Raw genomic sequence first — 12,434 nt, 5'->3', positions numbered from 1 at the left:
GTCGGGTTACGCCCTGGCGGGCTAACCCGACCGACGAAAATCGGCGCCGCCAGCGGGGCGCGGCGCGTTCGGCTATATTCTTGTCTGCTGTTCATTCGCAGCTGACGCGCCGCGCCTTCCGCGGGCCTCCGATCCACGCCCACGCCCCGTCTTCACCGATGATCACCGATCCGATTTTCTACGCCGTCGCCATTCCCGCCGTCCTCTTGATCGGCGTTTCGAAGGGCGGCTTCGGCGGCGCGCTGGGCGGCGCCGCCGTGCCGCTGATGGCGATCGCGCTGTCGCCCCGGCAGGCCGCCAGTATCGTCTTGCCGCTGCTGTGCCTGACCGACCTGGTCGGCCTGCGCGTCTACTTCGGCAAATGGGACGCGCGCATCGTGCGCGCGCTGATTCCCGGCGCCCTGGTCGGCGTGGCGCTGGGCGCGCTGACCTTCGGCCTGTTCAACGAATCGACGATCCGCCTGCTGATCGGCGCGATCTCCGTGCTGTTCGTGGCCAGCCGCTGGCGCGACGCCAAGGCGCAGGAGCAGCGCTCGCCGCCGTCGAAGGTGGCCGGCGCCTGCATGGCGGCGGTGTCCGGCTTCACCAGCTTCGTCGCCCACGCCGGCGGCCCGCCGGTGCTGATGTACCTGCTGCCGCGGCGCCTGGACAAGGTCACCTTCCTGGCCACCATCAACGTGTTTTTTTTGATCACCAACGCCGTCAAGCTAGTGCCGTACGCGTGGCTGGGCCAGTTCAGCGGCGCCAACCTGCTGGCCAGCCTGACGCTGGCGCCGCTGGTGCCGCTTGGCGTCGCGCTGGGCGTCTGGCTGCAGGAACGCGTCAGCACCGTGTGGTTTTTCCGGATCGCGCAAATCGGCCTGCTGGTCACCGGCGTGCAGCTGATTTACCAGGGCGCCAACGGCCATTAAATACCCGGCGCGCGGCGTGAAACGGCGCCGTTTCGCCCAACGGCGGTCGGCGGCCGCCGTCGAAAACAACTATTCGTCAGAAAAAGTTTGAAATTGCCACCGTCCTTGCTGTAAGCTAGCAACGCTCGTTCGCGCAAGCGGCGGCAACGATTTGAATTGGCTTTGCGCCATACGTGATATCGGGAGAGCCTGTACGGCGGTTACCCGCAGGACAGCGCCGAAGGAGCAACCGCCCCGGAAACTCTCAGGCAAACGGACCGATATTGCAGTTGAACTCTGAAGAGCTGCCGGAGCTTTCGTCGTCCGGTGCACCGAAGGAGCAAGCGATGCCCGCCCCAAGCGGCCATACGTGAATCTCTCAGGTCCAGAACAGAGGGGGTGTCCGCTGCGCGTGTGTGCGCGGATTGAACCCCGACGTGTTGGAGCTTGACGAGTATGAAAACTATTGCAGTTATCGGCGGCGGAATCACCGGCGTCACCACCGCCTACGCGCTGGCCAAACGCGGCTTTGCCGTCACCCTGATCGAAAAACACCGTTACGCCGCGATGGACACCTCGTTCGCCAACGGCGGCCAGTTGTCGGCCTCGAACTCGGAGGTGTGGAACCACTGGTCGACCATGCTCAAGGGCATCAAGTGGATGCTCAAGAGCGACGCGCCGCTGCTGGTCAACCCGAAGCCGAGCTGGCACAAGCTGACCTGGTTCGCCGAGTTCATCGCCGCCATCCCGCATTACAACAAGAATACCGTCGAGACCGTGCGCCTGGCGATCGCCGCGCGCCAGCACCTGTACGCCTGGGCCGAGGAGGAGGGTATCGACTTCGACCTCAAGCAAAAAGGCATCCTGCACATCTACCGCGACAAGGCCGGCTTCGACCACGCCGCCTCGGTGTCGACGCTGCTGGCGCAGGGCGGGCTGGAACGGCGCGCGGTGACGCCGGCGGAAATGCGGGCGATCGAACCCACGCTGGCCGGCAAATACTACGGCGGCCACTTCACCCAGAGCGACGCCACCGGCGACATCCATAAATTCACCAGCGGCCTGGCCGCCGCCATCGCGCGCCTGGGTGTCGATTGCCGCTACGGCCAGGACGTGCAGGCGATCAGCGCCGACGCCGGCGGCGCCAGCATTACCGTCGGCAGCGGCGACCAGACCAGCACGTCGCGCTTCGACGGCGTCGTCATCTGCGCCGGCAGCGCCAGCCGCGCGCTGGGCGCGGCGTTGGGCGACCGCGTCAACATCTACCCGGTCAAGGGCTACTCGATCACCGTCAACCTGAACGACGCGCAAAGCCAGGCGGCGGCGCCGACGGTGAGCCTGCTCGACGACGCCACCAAACTGGTCTGCAGCCGCTTCGGCGCCGACCGTTTCCGCGTCGCCGGCACGGCCGAGTTCAACGGCTACAACCGCGACATCCGCGCCGACCGCATCCGCCCAATCGTCGAGTGGGTCGAGCAATGCTTCCCCGGCGTGAGCACGCGCAGCGTGGTGCCGTGGGCCGGCCTGCGCCCGATGATGCCGAACATGCTGCCGCGCGTCGGCCGCGGCCGCCTGCCTTGCGTGTTCTATAACACCGGCCACGGCCACCTCGGCTGGACCCTGTCGGCGGTGACGGCCGACATGATCGGCGACGTCGTCGCGCAGGCGCTGGGCGCGCGCGCGCCGCACAGCAGCGCGCTGCAAACGGCCGCCGCCTAAGGCGCCGCTGGCGGACGGGGCGTCCCCGTCCCGCCCGCCAATCCCCCCCCGGTGCCGGCCGCTTCGAGTGGCTGGCGCCGCATCCCCCTGCCTTGGCCGTCCGGCCTTGCGCTGCGTAGTTGTTTTTTAACACCAGGCCGGCACTGTATAATGGGGCACGCCGACACCGGCGGCGCCCGCGGCCCTGTTGCGGCGCCACCCACCACGCCTTCCGATCGACCGATCGGACGGCCAACGCCACAGCGGCATCACCCTATGAAAACACCAAAAAGAATCCAGCCCCTGGTTGAAGAAGGCTTGATCGACGAAGTCATGCGCCAATTGATGAGCGGCAAGGAAGCCACCGTCTACGTGGTGCGCTGCGGCGACGACGTGCGCTGCGCCAAGGTGTACAAGGAAGCCAACGAACGCAGCTTCCACCAGGCGGTCGCCTATCAGGAGGGGCGGCGCGTGAAAAACAGCCGCCAGGCGCGCGCGATGGAGAAGGGCACGCGCTACGGCCGCAAGATGGCCGAGGAGGTGTGGCAGAACGCCGAAGTGGACGCGCTGTACCGGCTGGCGGCGGCCGGCGTGCGCGTGCCCAAGCCCTACATCTGCTTCGAGGGCGTGCTGCTGATGGAGCTGGTCACCGGTGCCGACGGCAACGCCGCGCCGCGCCTGAACGACGTCGAGCTGGACCGCGAGCTGGCGCTGGCCTACCACGCCGCGCTGCTGCGCGAGGTGGTGCTGATGCTGTGCGCCGGCGTGATCCACGGCGACTTGTCCGAATATAACATTCTGGTCGACGCGATCGGCCCGGTCATCATCGACCTGCCGCAGGCGGTGGACGCGGCCGGCAGCAGCGTGGCCGCCTCGATGCTCGAACGCGACGTGACCAACCTGGCCAACTTCTTCGGCGCCGTCGTGCCCGAGCTGCTGGGCAGCCAGTACGGCGCGGAAATCTGGAAACTGTACGAGGCCGGCTTGCTGACGCCGGACACGCCGCTGACGGGCGTGGTGGCGGCGCCGGAGCGGCCCGCCGACGTCGGCGCGGTGATCCGCGAAATCGCCCTGGCGCGCGAGGAGGAAGAGGAGCGTGCCCGGCAGCAGATGGAAGCGCAGGGCTGACGCCGCTTGCCGGCGGCGGCGGCCCGGCCTGCCGGGTAGACGATCAGGCAACCATGTATTTTGCGTTACCGTACACTTATGTTATTATAGCCGCAGGGGAATGGCCAAGCTGGTTAAGGCACCGGATTCTGATTCCGGCACGCGAAGGTTCGAATCCTTCTTCCCCTGCCAGATGCCGCAAGATCGTCGCGCCGGCTTCTGCTTCCCACTTTATCTCCCGTTGTTTTCGATTCGCCCCACTGTCAATTGATTTACATTGCCTCGGCAAATGTTCGAACGCGGTTGGCGTCACTTCGCCGATGTATTGAATGACATATAATTAATATCGTTCGTTAATATAGTTCGTTAAGGTTTATGTCCGACATGATTATTCGTAAGCTTACCGCCGCCGCCGCCGACGCCGAGGCTTCCCGCGCCCTGAGGCTGGCCGGCACCCTCGAGTCGCCCGCCGCTTTCTGGTCCAGCCACGAAGAGGAATTGCGCAATTCGCTCGACGCGATGGCGCAACGCATCGTCGAAACCCCGTTTCAGTGCGTGTTCGGATTGTTCGCCGGCGCCGAATTGGTGGGTATGGCCGGACTCAAGCGCGAGCAGATCGACAATGTCAGCCACCGCGCCGGCGTCTGGGGCGTGTATGTCGCGCCCCAGGCGCGCGGTACCGGCGCCGCCCGTCGCCTGATGCAGGCGCTCATCGCCTACGCGCGGACCCTGCCGGGCGTAGTGCAACTGACGCTGTCGGTGCGCGCCGTCAGCGCGGTGGCCAACGCCCTGTACGCCAAGTTGGGCTTTGAGCACACCGGCGTCGAGCGCCGCTCGATTTATTGCGACGGCGTTTATTATGATGAAAATCGCATGGTGTTGATGCTCGACGCGTGAGCCTGCCGTATGCCGTAGGTCGGATTAGGAACGCCGACGCCGGGCCGCTGCGACGCCAGTCGGGTTACGCCCTGGCGGGCTAGCCCGACCTACAAAATCGGTTTGAAATCCGCTCACTCAGCGCGCGCCGGCGCGGCCGGGCAGCCGGCCCAGCTGGTGCCGGCGGGAATGTGCTCGCCCTTCATCACCAACGTCAGCGGACCGAGGCGGGCGTTGTCGCCCACCTTGGCGCTGTACAGGACGGCGCTGCGCGGCCCCATGTAGACCTTGCTGCCGATGTCGACCCGGTCGATTTTCATGACGCGGTCTTCGAACAGATGGGTTTGCGGGCAGGCGAGGGCGTTCAACTCGCTGTAGTCGCCGATCGAGACGCAGTCGAATTCGGTGATGTCGGTGGTGTCGAGGTAGACGCCGCGGCCGATGTTGCAGCCGAGCAGGCGCAGGGCCACCGGCAACCACGGCGTGCCGCGCAGGTAGCGCATGAAATTCGGCACGGCGATGCCCTCGTACAGGTTGGTCACGCCCTCCGAGAGCCAGACGAACGGCGTCCACATCGGCGCGGCGCGTTTGCGGTAGCGGCCCAGCAGCAGCCACTTGAACGCCAGCACGAACAGATAGTTGCCTATGCAGTAAAGCAAGCCGGCCACGGTCAAGTCGAACGCCACCTCGCCCCAGCGTCCGGCGCCGGCCACCGGCATCACGTCAAGCACCACGGTGTAGCCGACGGCGATCACCAGCGCGTGCGGGGCGACGATGCGGAAGGTTTCAACCAGGGTGCGGCCGAGCCGCCGCAGCGACGAGGGCCGGTAGGTCAGCGACTCCGGATAGCCGCCGACCTGCTCGCGCGCCGGCAGGTGCAGCGGCGGCGAACCCAGCCAGGTGTCGCCGCTGGCCATGCGCGCGTTCTCGGGCGCGTGGGTGTGCACGCCGACCAGCACCCGTTCGGGCAGCACGGTGCCGTCCGGGATGTAACTGCCGTTGCCGACGAAGCTGCGGTGCGACACCACGGTCGCCTGCATCGTCATCCAGCCGCCCTCGATCTGCTCGTCGCCCAGCATGACGGCGTCGGCGATGAAGGTTTCGTCGCCCAGCGTGAGCATGTCCGGCACCACGCCCAGCGCGGTGGAAATCTCGGCGTCGCGCCCGACCTTGGCGCCCAGCAGGCGGTACCAGTACGGCGCGAAGACGGTGGCGTAAATGCCGTGCAAGACGTTCAAGCTCGATTCCTGGATGTGGCTGACCAGCCATTTGGAGCAATAGATGTTGCTGTGGACGGCCGAGCGGCCCGGCTTCAGGCGCGGCATGCCGCCCCAGCGGATGGCCGCCGACACCAGCACCGTGAACAGCACCAGCACCGCGCTGGCCGGAAACGCCAGCAGGAAATAGCGCGCCAGTTGCGTGCCCAGTTGGCTGCCCTGCAACCACGGCATCACGCCGCGCTCGTCGAGCCAGTCGATCAGCACGAAGCTGGGAAACACGGGCATGAAGAACAGCGTGCTCACCAGCACGATGCCGAATACGAAGAACAGCGCCTCGCCGGCCAGGCGCAGGGGGCCGACGGCGGGGCGCGGCGGCAGCGTCGGGGCGAACGGGCCGAGGTCGCGCGCGGGCGAGCCGCCCCAGACGCGCCCGGCCGGCACCGCGGCGCCGTCCGCCAGCGCGCTCTGGCCCTGCAGGTGGCCGGCCTTGCCGACGCCGGTGTTGCCTTCGAGGACGCAGTACGAGGCCACGCAGGCGTCGTCGTCCAGGTTGACCGCGCCGAGCAGCAGGCGGCCGCGCTCGACCCGCGCGTTCTCGAAGTTCACGGCGTTGCCGATGCTCACGCCGTCGCCGATGCGCAGCAGGTCCGGCGCGCGCAGCGTCGCCGAGCCGATGATGACCGCGCGCCCGACCTTGGCGCCCAGCGCGCGCAACCACCAGTTGTAGAGCGAGGAGCCGCTCAGCAGGTAGACCGGGGCCGCTTCGAGCAGGCGGTCGGACAACCACCAGCGGTAATAGGTCCAACCCCATAGTGGATAGGAGCCGGCGCGCAGCCTGCCGCCGATAAGCCACTTGCCGGCGATGGCGACGACGAACTCCATCAGCGTGGCCAGCAGGAACACGCCGATGGCGGCGGCGACGGCGCGCGCCACCGAGTCGCCCGGATCGCCGGTGAAATAGTGGTAGGTGAAGAAGGGCGCCAGCCATTGCACCATGCGCAGCGCCACCAGCGGCGGCACGGCCAGCGCCTGGGCCGCGCCGCAAGTCCAGCGCCGCAGCGCCGACGGCGCGGTCCAGTCGCGCTCGGCCGCCGCCGCCGCCGGGGCCTCGGCCAGCGCGGCGGCGATGCGGCCGATTTGTCGGTGGTGGTAAATGTCGCGCACCGTCACGTGGGCGAAGGCCGGGTCGGCGCGCAGCGCCGACGCCAGGCGCGCGGCGAAAAAGGAGTGGCCGCCGAGGTCGTCGAAAAAGTCGGCCTGGCGGCGGATCGGCTGGCCGGGGAACAGTTGCGCCAGCGCGCCGAACAGCGCGCTTTCGGCGGCGGTTTCGGCCAGGTCGGACTCGCCGGCGGCGCCTTCCGGCGCGGCCGCCAGCGGCAGCGCGCGCAGCGCCTTGCGGTCGATCTTGCCGGAGGTCAGGCGCGGCATCAGCGGCAGCGTCTGGTAGCGGCCCGGCACCATGTAGGGCGGCAACACCTGGACCAGGGCCGGCCGCAGGGCCGCGCCGGCGAGGGCGCGCTCGTCGGCGCCGTTGGCGGCCACCAGATAAGCCACCAGTTGGTCGATGCCGTCGTCCTTGCGCAGCAGCACGGCGACCGTGCCGACCCCCGGCTGTTGCGCCAGCACCGCCTCGATCTCGCCCAGCTCGACGCGGAAACCGCGCAGCTTCACCTGGTCGTCGGTGCGGCCCAGGCAGCGCACTTCGCCGTCGGCCTCGATGCGCGCCAGGTCGCCGGTGCGGTACAGGCGGGCGTCGTGGACGCCGCTGGCCCAGGGATTGTCGAGGAATTTTTCGGCCGTCAAGTCGGGGCGGCCGAGGTAGCCGGCCGCCAGGCCGGGGCCGGTGATGCACAACTCGCCGGTGCCGCCGCGCGGCAGCAGCGCCAGCGCCGGCGCGTCGGCGTCGATCACCAGCAAGCCGTAGTTGGGCAGCGGCGTGCCGATGGTGATGGCGCGGCCAGGCTCCAGCCGCGCCAGGCTGGCCGAGACCGTGGCCTCGGTCGGACCGTAGGTGTTGAAGATCTGGCGGCCGGGGCGGGCCCAGCGCTCGACCAGCGTTTCGGGGCACATCTCGCCGCCGAGGTTGATCAGGCGCAGGCCCGCCACGTCTTCGCTGAACAGGGCCAGCAGCGTCGGCACGGCGTGCAGCACGCTGACCCGGTTCGCCGACAGCAGCCGCGGCAGCGCCTCCGGGTCGCCGGCGACTTCCTTGGGACCGATCCACAGCGTGGCGCCGACCAGGTAACTGATCCAGATTTCCTCGAACGACATGTCGAAGGCGAGCGAGAAACCCTGGTAGACGCGGTCGCCGGCGTGCACGCCGAGCACCGCGTTTTCGCTGCGCAGGAAATGGCAAATGCTGCGCTGCGAGATCAGGATGCCCTTCGGCTTGCCGGTCGAGCCGGACGTATAGATGACGTAAGCGGGCTGGTCGGGTGAGACGGCGCCGCGGCGGCGCAAGGCCTGCCCCGCTTCCGGCGCGGCCAGCAAGTCCTCGGCGCGCCAGACCGGGCAGGCGGCGCCGCCCAGGCGTTCGGCGTGGCCGGCGCTGCTGACGACGCCGACGGCGGCGGCGTCGTCGAGGCACACTTGCAGGCGCTCCACCGGCGTGTCCTGGTCGACCGGCAGCCAGGCGGCGCCGGCCTTGGCGATCGCCAGTTGCATCACCAGCAGATCGATGCCGCGCTCCATCCACAGCCCCACCATGTGGCCGGGGCGCACCCCGTGCTCGATCAGGCGCGCGGCCGCCAGGTCGGCAAACCGGTCCAGTTCAAGATAAGTCAGTTCGCGCCCGTCGAACACCAGCGCCACCTGCGCCGGGGCGCGGCGCACGCTCGCCTCGAACAGGTCGGCGAGAATTTCCTCCTTCAGCAAGGAGGGGGCGACGGCGCCGTACAGGATGTCGGGGTGGGTCGTGGGGGTACTGCGGGATAGCAAAGATTGATCGTTCATTCACGCGACTTGGTTGCTCGGCGCGAACGGTGTCACGCCACCACCCAACATACAACATTTTTTGCTTTTTGCCGGCGGTTGAAGTCGTATTTCCGGAAAAAAAGCCATCAAAATCAACTATATTTCAAAAAGACCGAGCAAGATGGTGGCGCGACGTCAGGTTCCGCTTGCGCGGCGCGATGGCGCCGGGGTCAGGCCCTATAATTGGCGCATGAAAATACCGTTTCTCTACACCGCGGGCATGATGCTCGGCTCGCTCGTCTTGACGCTGTCGACGATGTGGGGCGGCCTGGCGCTGTGGTACCAGTTGCCCGGTGGCGTGGCGGCGCGCACGCTGGCGGTGTCGCTGTGGGCCGCCTTTGGCGTCGCGACCGTGGCACTGTGCTGGTGGCGGCCGCAGGCGCGCATGCTGCTGCCCTGGCTGTCCGCTTTCGTATTGCTGCTGTGTTGGTGGAGCAGCATCGCGCCGACGCACCAGCGCCTGTGGGCCGCCGACGTCGCGCGCATGCTCGGCAGCCGGGTCGACGGCAGCATCGTCACGCTCGACCAGGTGCGCAACTTCGACTGGCGCAGCGACGCCGACTACACCGAGCGTTGGGAATCGCGGCAATACGATTTGGACCGGCTGCGCTCGGTTGACGTGGCCATGTCCTATTGGATGGGGCCGGCCATCGCGCACACGCTGGTGTCGTTCGGCTTCGACGACGGCCGCTATCTGACGTTTTCCATTGAAATCCGCAAGGAACGCGGTGAAAGCTTCTCCGCCGTCGAGGGTTTTTTCAAGCGCTACGAAATGGTGCTGGTGGCGGCCGACGAGGGCGACATCCTGCGGGTGCGCACGAACGTGCGCGACGAGGACATGTATTTGTACCGCTTGACGATGCCGGCGGCGGCAAAGCGCGCGCTGTTCCTGGCCTACCTGGGCGAGGGCGACCGGCTGAAACGCGCGCCGCGCTTCTACAACACGCTGACGGCCAACTGCACCACCATCGTATTCGAGATGGCGCGGCACATCAATCCCGCGCTGTCGCTGGACTGGCGCTTGCTGGCGTCGGGCTACCTGGACCGCTACCTGTACGACATCGGCGCGCTGGGAGGCGGCGACTTCGCGGCCTTGCGGCGGGCCGCGCACATGACCGCCAAGGCGCGCGCGGCTGGCCGGGCGGAAGACTTTTCCGAACGCGTGCGCCGCTAAGGCCAGCGGACGCGCGCCCAGCGTCCGCATCCAAGCCGGCACACATAAAAAAAAGCCTCGCCAACTTGCGCCGGCGAGGCATTGTCTGCCATCCCTGGTGATTACATGCCCAAAGACCTCAGCAGATCCGAATTGTCGTCATCATGTTCAACGGAAGCCGGGGCGCTTCTCGCCTCCTGATTCGCATTCTCCAAATCCATCAACGCGTCTGGATCGAGCACCTCCTCGGAATCGAACTCATGCAATTTGATGAATTCGGTGCGATCAATGGCCAGCTCCAGATAGAAGATGTTGTTTTTCTCGGTGAAAAACGAGACGCGGCGCATCTCAGGGCGGTCCAGCGGGGTGTCGACGCTGAGCATCACTTGCTTGTTGAGCACCAGCATTTTGGGCTGGTTCTGGGTGATGTTGGTTTGCAGTTCACGGCGGACTTTGCCGGTGAAGTCGCCGACGATCTGGTTCATCAGTTCGCCCAGGATATTCGAGACCTCGTCGGAGGTGTGGGAGCCGGCCAGCTCGGACTTGGGCATGCCCATGTGCAGCATGTACCGTTCGTAGAGTTCCATCGCCGTATCGGCGCCAAAGTTCAGCACTACCAAACCGGAAAAGCCGCCGTCGAATAACACGAAGCAGCCGATGTCGGGCTTCAAACCAATCTTGGTGATCCGCTGAACCATGCCGGAGTAGTGAACCTTGCTCTGCGTAGCGACGTTCAAGACGCGTGTAACTGAGTTACACAGACCAGTCAGCAGGTCTTCGGTTCCGTACACAACGCGTTTTTCTTCAGTCATTGCCAATCCCTGTAATTTTTATATGATACGTTACGCCGATATTGCTGCGATAGCCCCGGAGTGTTTTGTTGTTAACGGTCTCGACCGGATGGGCTATTGCATTGCCGCGTTCGATGTCATCGGCCAGCGCAACGCGAAACAAGCGTACTTTGCTGAGCAGGAGAGTTGCCATGCCGGCTCCCCGCTCGGACAGGGCAGTTGCCCCATCAGAATACTGTGAGAATACTGAAGCGCTCAGCTTCCGTCCACCTTATTCATGCATTCTGTGCGAATTGTCGGCTTGCCTCGAGCAAGGTGCCTTGCATGAAATGAAACCTTGGTCAGTAGAATCGGAGAGACTCCCTGGCTTGCGTGGAATGAAACCTTGGTCAGTAGAATCGGAGAGCCGTTGCGCTTGCAAGCGCAACGTCGCTGCGCAGGCGCGCCGCACGCGGCGCGAATTCCCTGCTACGCCCCGCGTCCGTACCGGACGCGGATTCGGTGCCCGCAGCCGGCACGCGGTGAATAAACAACAAGGCCCTCCCCGACTTGCGTCGGGGAGGGCCTTGTTGTTTATTCAGTGGTGGAGACGGCGGGAATCGAACCCGCGTCCGCAAGCACTCTACAGACAGTTCTACATACTTAGCGCTGCCATTTGATTTAACCCGTACGACGCGGACGCGCACGCTGCGGACAGGCGAGTCACCTATTATTTAGTATTTTGCCAAGTGACCCGACAAGATACGATTCCCTGTAAATGACTCTACAGCTTTTGACGGCCCACCCCAGGGAAGAAGTGTTGTAGAGCTAACAGCAATTAAGCTGCTAGTGCGTACGAGTTATCGTTTGCAGTTAAGTTTTTTCAGGTTGTATTTACGAGGTAGCCTGCCCTCGGTATGCCCTGCGCTGCTTTGCAACCCACGTCGAAACCTGGTCGTCCCCACAGAATCTGTATTCTAACGCAATTCGCCCAGGCGCGCAGGCTCGATTCGTCGCGCCCGCGCCGGCATCGGCTTTACGCCGCCAGTTCGCCGCGCCCGGCGCCCGCGACGGTGTCGCGCACCAGTGCCAGCAAGGCTTGCGGCGTGTCCAGCAGGTAGTCGGCGTCCCAGCTGTGCGGTTCGGTCGCGCCGCAGTAGCCCCAGGCGCAGGCCACCGTTAGCATGCCCGCCGCGCGCCCGGCCTGGATGTCGCGCAGGTCGTCGCCGACGTACCAGCATTGCTCCGGCGCCAGCCCGAGCCGGCGCGCCGCTTCCAGCAGCGGCGCCGGGTGCGGCTTGGCGTGCGCCATGGTGTCGCCCGAGATGACGCAGCCGGCGCCGCCCAGGCCGATCTGGCCGACCAGCGGGTCGGTGAAGCGCGCCGCCTTGTTGGTGACGACGCCCCAGGCCAGGCCCAGTTCGACGAGGCCGTCGAGCAGCGCCGGCACGCCGTCGAACAGGCTGCTGCGCACCGCCAGCGCCGTTTCGTAGTTGGCCAGGAAGGCGTCGCGCAGTTCGTCGTAGCCGGCTTCTTCCGGGGCGATGCCGAAGGCCGCGCCGATCATGCCGCGCGCTCCCGCCGAGGCGGTCGGGCGCAGCAGCGGGTAGGGCGTGGCGTCCAGGCCGCGCGCTTCGCGCAACAAATTCACGGCCGCCGCCAGGTCGGGCGCGGTGTCGGCCAGGGTGCCGTCGAGGTCGAACAGGATGGCGAGCGGGGCGGATGGTTGGTTTCGGGTGGTCATGGC

The 12,434-nt window shown here is 66.4% G+C and carries 9 protein-coding genes, 1 tRNA gene, 1 other RNA gene and 2 riboswitches; of the genes, 6 read left to right on the top strand and 5 right to left on the bottom strand.

The features are described from left to right. The first annotated feature begins 80 nt into the window (after window positions 1-80). The 5 genes from JANGC3_RS0113295 to JANGC3_RS0113275 all read left to right on the top strand — a co-directional run bounded on the left by JANGC3_RS0113295 (window position 81) and on the right by JANGC3_RS0113275 (window position 4,592). Window positions 81-911, top strand: a complete 831-nt coding sequence (locus tag JANGC3_RS0113295) for a sulfite exporter TauE/SafE family protein (protein ID WP_198292021.1) — start codon at window positions 81-83, stop codon at window positions 909-911. Window positions 912-1,081: 170 nt separating this feature from the next. Then, window positions 1,082-1,181: riboswitch (glycine riboswitch) on the top strand. Window positions 1,182-1,185: 4 nt separating this feature from the next. Beyond that, window positions 1,186-1,286: riboswitch (glycine riboswitch) on the top strand. A 60-nt stretch (window positions 1,287-1,346) separates the two neighbouring features. After that, on the top strand, window positions 1,347-2,609 hold the full coding sequence (locus tag JANGC3_RS0113290; protein WP_017876981.1) for a D-amino acid dehydrogenase: 1,263 nt from the start codon (window positions 1,347-1,349) through the stop codon (window positions 2,607-2,609). A gap of 255 nt (window positions 2,610-2,864) precedes the next feature. Then, window positions 2,865-3,716: a PA4780 family RIO1-like protein kinase gene (locus tag JANGC3_RS0113285; RefSeq protein WP_026132936.1), complete on the top strand. Its 852-nt coding sequence runs from the start codon at window positions 2,865-2,867 to the stop codon at window positions 3,714-3,716. A 94-nt stretch (window positions 3,717-3,810) separates the two neighbouring features. Beyond that, window positions 3,811-3,887: transfer RNA gene (locus tag JANGC3_RS0113280), tRNA-Gln, on the top strand. A 192-nt stretch (window positions 3,888-4,079) separates the two neighbouring features. Further along, window positions 4,080-4,592, top strand: coding sequence for a GNAT family N-acetyltransferase (locus JANGC3_RS0113275; RefSeq protein ID WP_157406605.1), 513 nt, complete (start codon window positions 4,080-4,082; stop codon window positions 4,590-4,592). Between the two features lie 113 nt (window positions 4,593-4,705). Here the strand turns inward: JANGC3_RS0113275 and JANGC3_RS0113270 are convergent, their stop codons facing one another. Next, complete coding sequence (locus JANGC3_RS0113270) at window positions 4,706-8,743, bottom strand: Pls/PosA family non-ribosomal peptide synthetase (protein WP_026132935.1); 4,038 nt, start codon at window positions 8,741-8,743, stop codon at window positions 4,706-4,708. Between the two features lie 211 nt (window positions 8,744-8,954). Between JANGC3_RS0113270 and JANGC3_RS0113265 the strand changes: the two genes are divergently transcribed. Beyond that, a complete protein-coding gene (locus JANGC3_RS0113265; protein ID WP_017876977.1) occupies window positions 8,955-9,938 on the top strand; it encodes an Lnb N-terminal periplasmic domain-containing protein in 984 nt (327 codons plus the stop codon). A gap of 101 nt (window positions 9,939-10,039) precedes the next feature. Here the strand turns inward: JANGC3_RS0113265 and JANGC3_RS0113260 are convergent, their stop codons facing one another. The 4 genes from JANGC3_RS0113260 to JANGC3_RS0113250 all read right to left on the bottom strand — a co-directional run bounded on the left by JANGC3_RS0113260 (window position 10,040) and on the right by JANGC3_RS0113250 (window position 12,431). Beyond that, window positions 10,040-10,729: a DUF3334 family protein gene (locus tag JANGC3_RS0113260; protein WP_026132934.1), complete on the bottom strand. Its 690-nt coding sequence runs from the start codon at window positions 10,727-10,729 to the stop codon at window positions 10,040-10,042. After that, window positions 10,722-10,901 (bottom strand): hypothetical protein, encoded by a 180-nt coding sequence (locus JANGC3_RS32680; protein WP_157406603.1) that lies wholly within the window; start codon window positions 10,899-10,901, stop codon window positions 10,722-10,724. The genes JANGC3_RS0113260 and JANGC3_RS32680 overlap by 8 nt, the downstream gene beginning before the upstream one ends. Before the next feature lie 388 nt (window positions 10,902-11,289). Further along, window positions 11,290-11,650: a transfer-messenger RNA gene (gene ssrA, locus JANGC3_RS31580) on the bottom strand. A 73-nt stretch (window positions 11,651-11,723) separates the two neighbouring features. Continuing rightward, entirely contained in the window at window positions 11,724-12,431 is a 708-nt protein-coding gene (locus tag JANGC3_RS0113250) for an HAD family hydrolase (RefSeq protein ID WP_017876974.1), read from the bottom strand. Window positions 12,432-12,434: the final 3 nt, after the last annotated feature.

The sequence above is a fragment of the Janthinobacterium sp. CG3 genome (genome assembly GCF_000344615.1).
Classification (GTDB): domain Bacteria; phylum Pseudomonadota; class Gammaproteobacteria; order Burkholderiales; family Burkholderiaceae_D; genus Janthinobacterium.
Note: the sequence above shows the minus strand (reverse complement) of the source record. Positions and strands in the feature narration are given on the sequence as shown.

Excerpts from the sequence above, each read along its gene's own strand:
- JANGC3_RS0113265 (WP_017876977.1), top strand. The coding sequence starts at position 8,955 with ATGAAAATACCGTTTCTCTACACCGCGGGCATGATGCTCGGCTCGCTC.
- JANGC3_RS32680 (WP_157406603.1), bottom strand. The coding sequence starts at position 10,901 with ATGGCAACTCTCCTGCTCAGCAAAGTACGCTTGTTTCGCGTTGCGCTG.
- JANGC3_RS0113285 (WP_026132936.1), top strand. The coding sequence starts at position 2,865 with ATGAAAACACCAAAAAGAATCCAGCCCCTGGTTGAAGAAGGCTTGATC.
- JANGC3_RS0113290 (WP_017876981.1), top strand. The coding sequence starts at position 1,347 with ATGAAAACTATTGCAGTTATCGGCGGCGGAATCACCGGCGTCACCACC.
- JANGC3_RS0113275 (WP_157406605.1), top strand. The coding sequence starts at position 4,080 with ATGATTATTCGTAAGCTTACCGCCGCCGCCGCCGACGCCGAGGCTTCC.
- JANGC3_RS0113250 (WP_017876974.1), bottom strand. The coding sequence starts at position 12,431 with ATGACCACCCGAAACCAACCATCCGCCCCGCTCGCCATCCTGTTCGAC.
- JANGC3_RS0113260 (WP_026132934.1), bottom strand. The coding sequence starts at position 10,729 with ATGACTGAAGAAAAACGCGTTGTGTACGGAACCGAAGACCTGCTGACT.
- JANGC3_RS0113270 (WP_026132935.1), bottom strand. The coding sequence starts at position 8,743 with ATGAACGATCAATCTTTGCTATCCCGCAGTACCCCCACGACCCACCCC.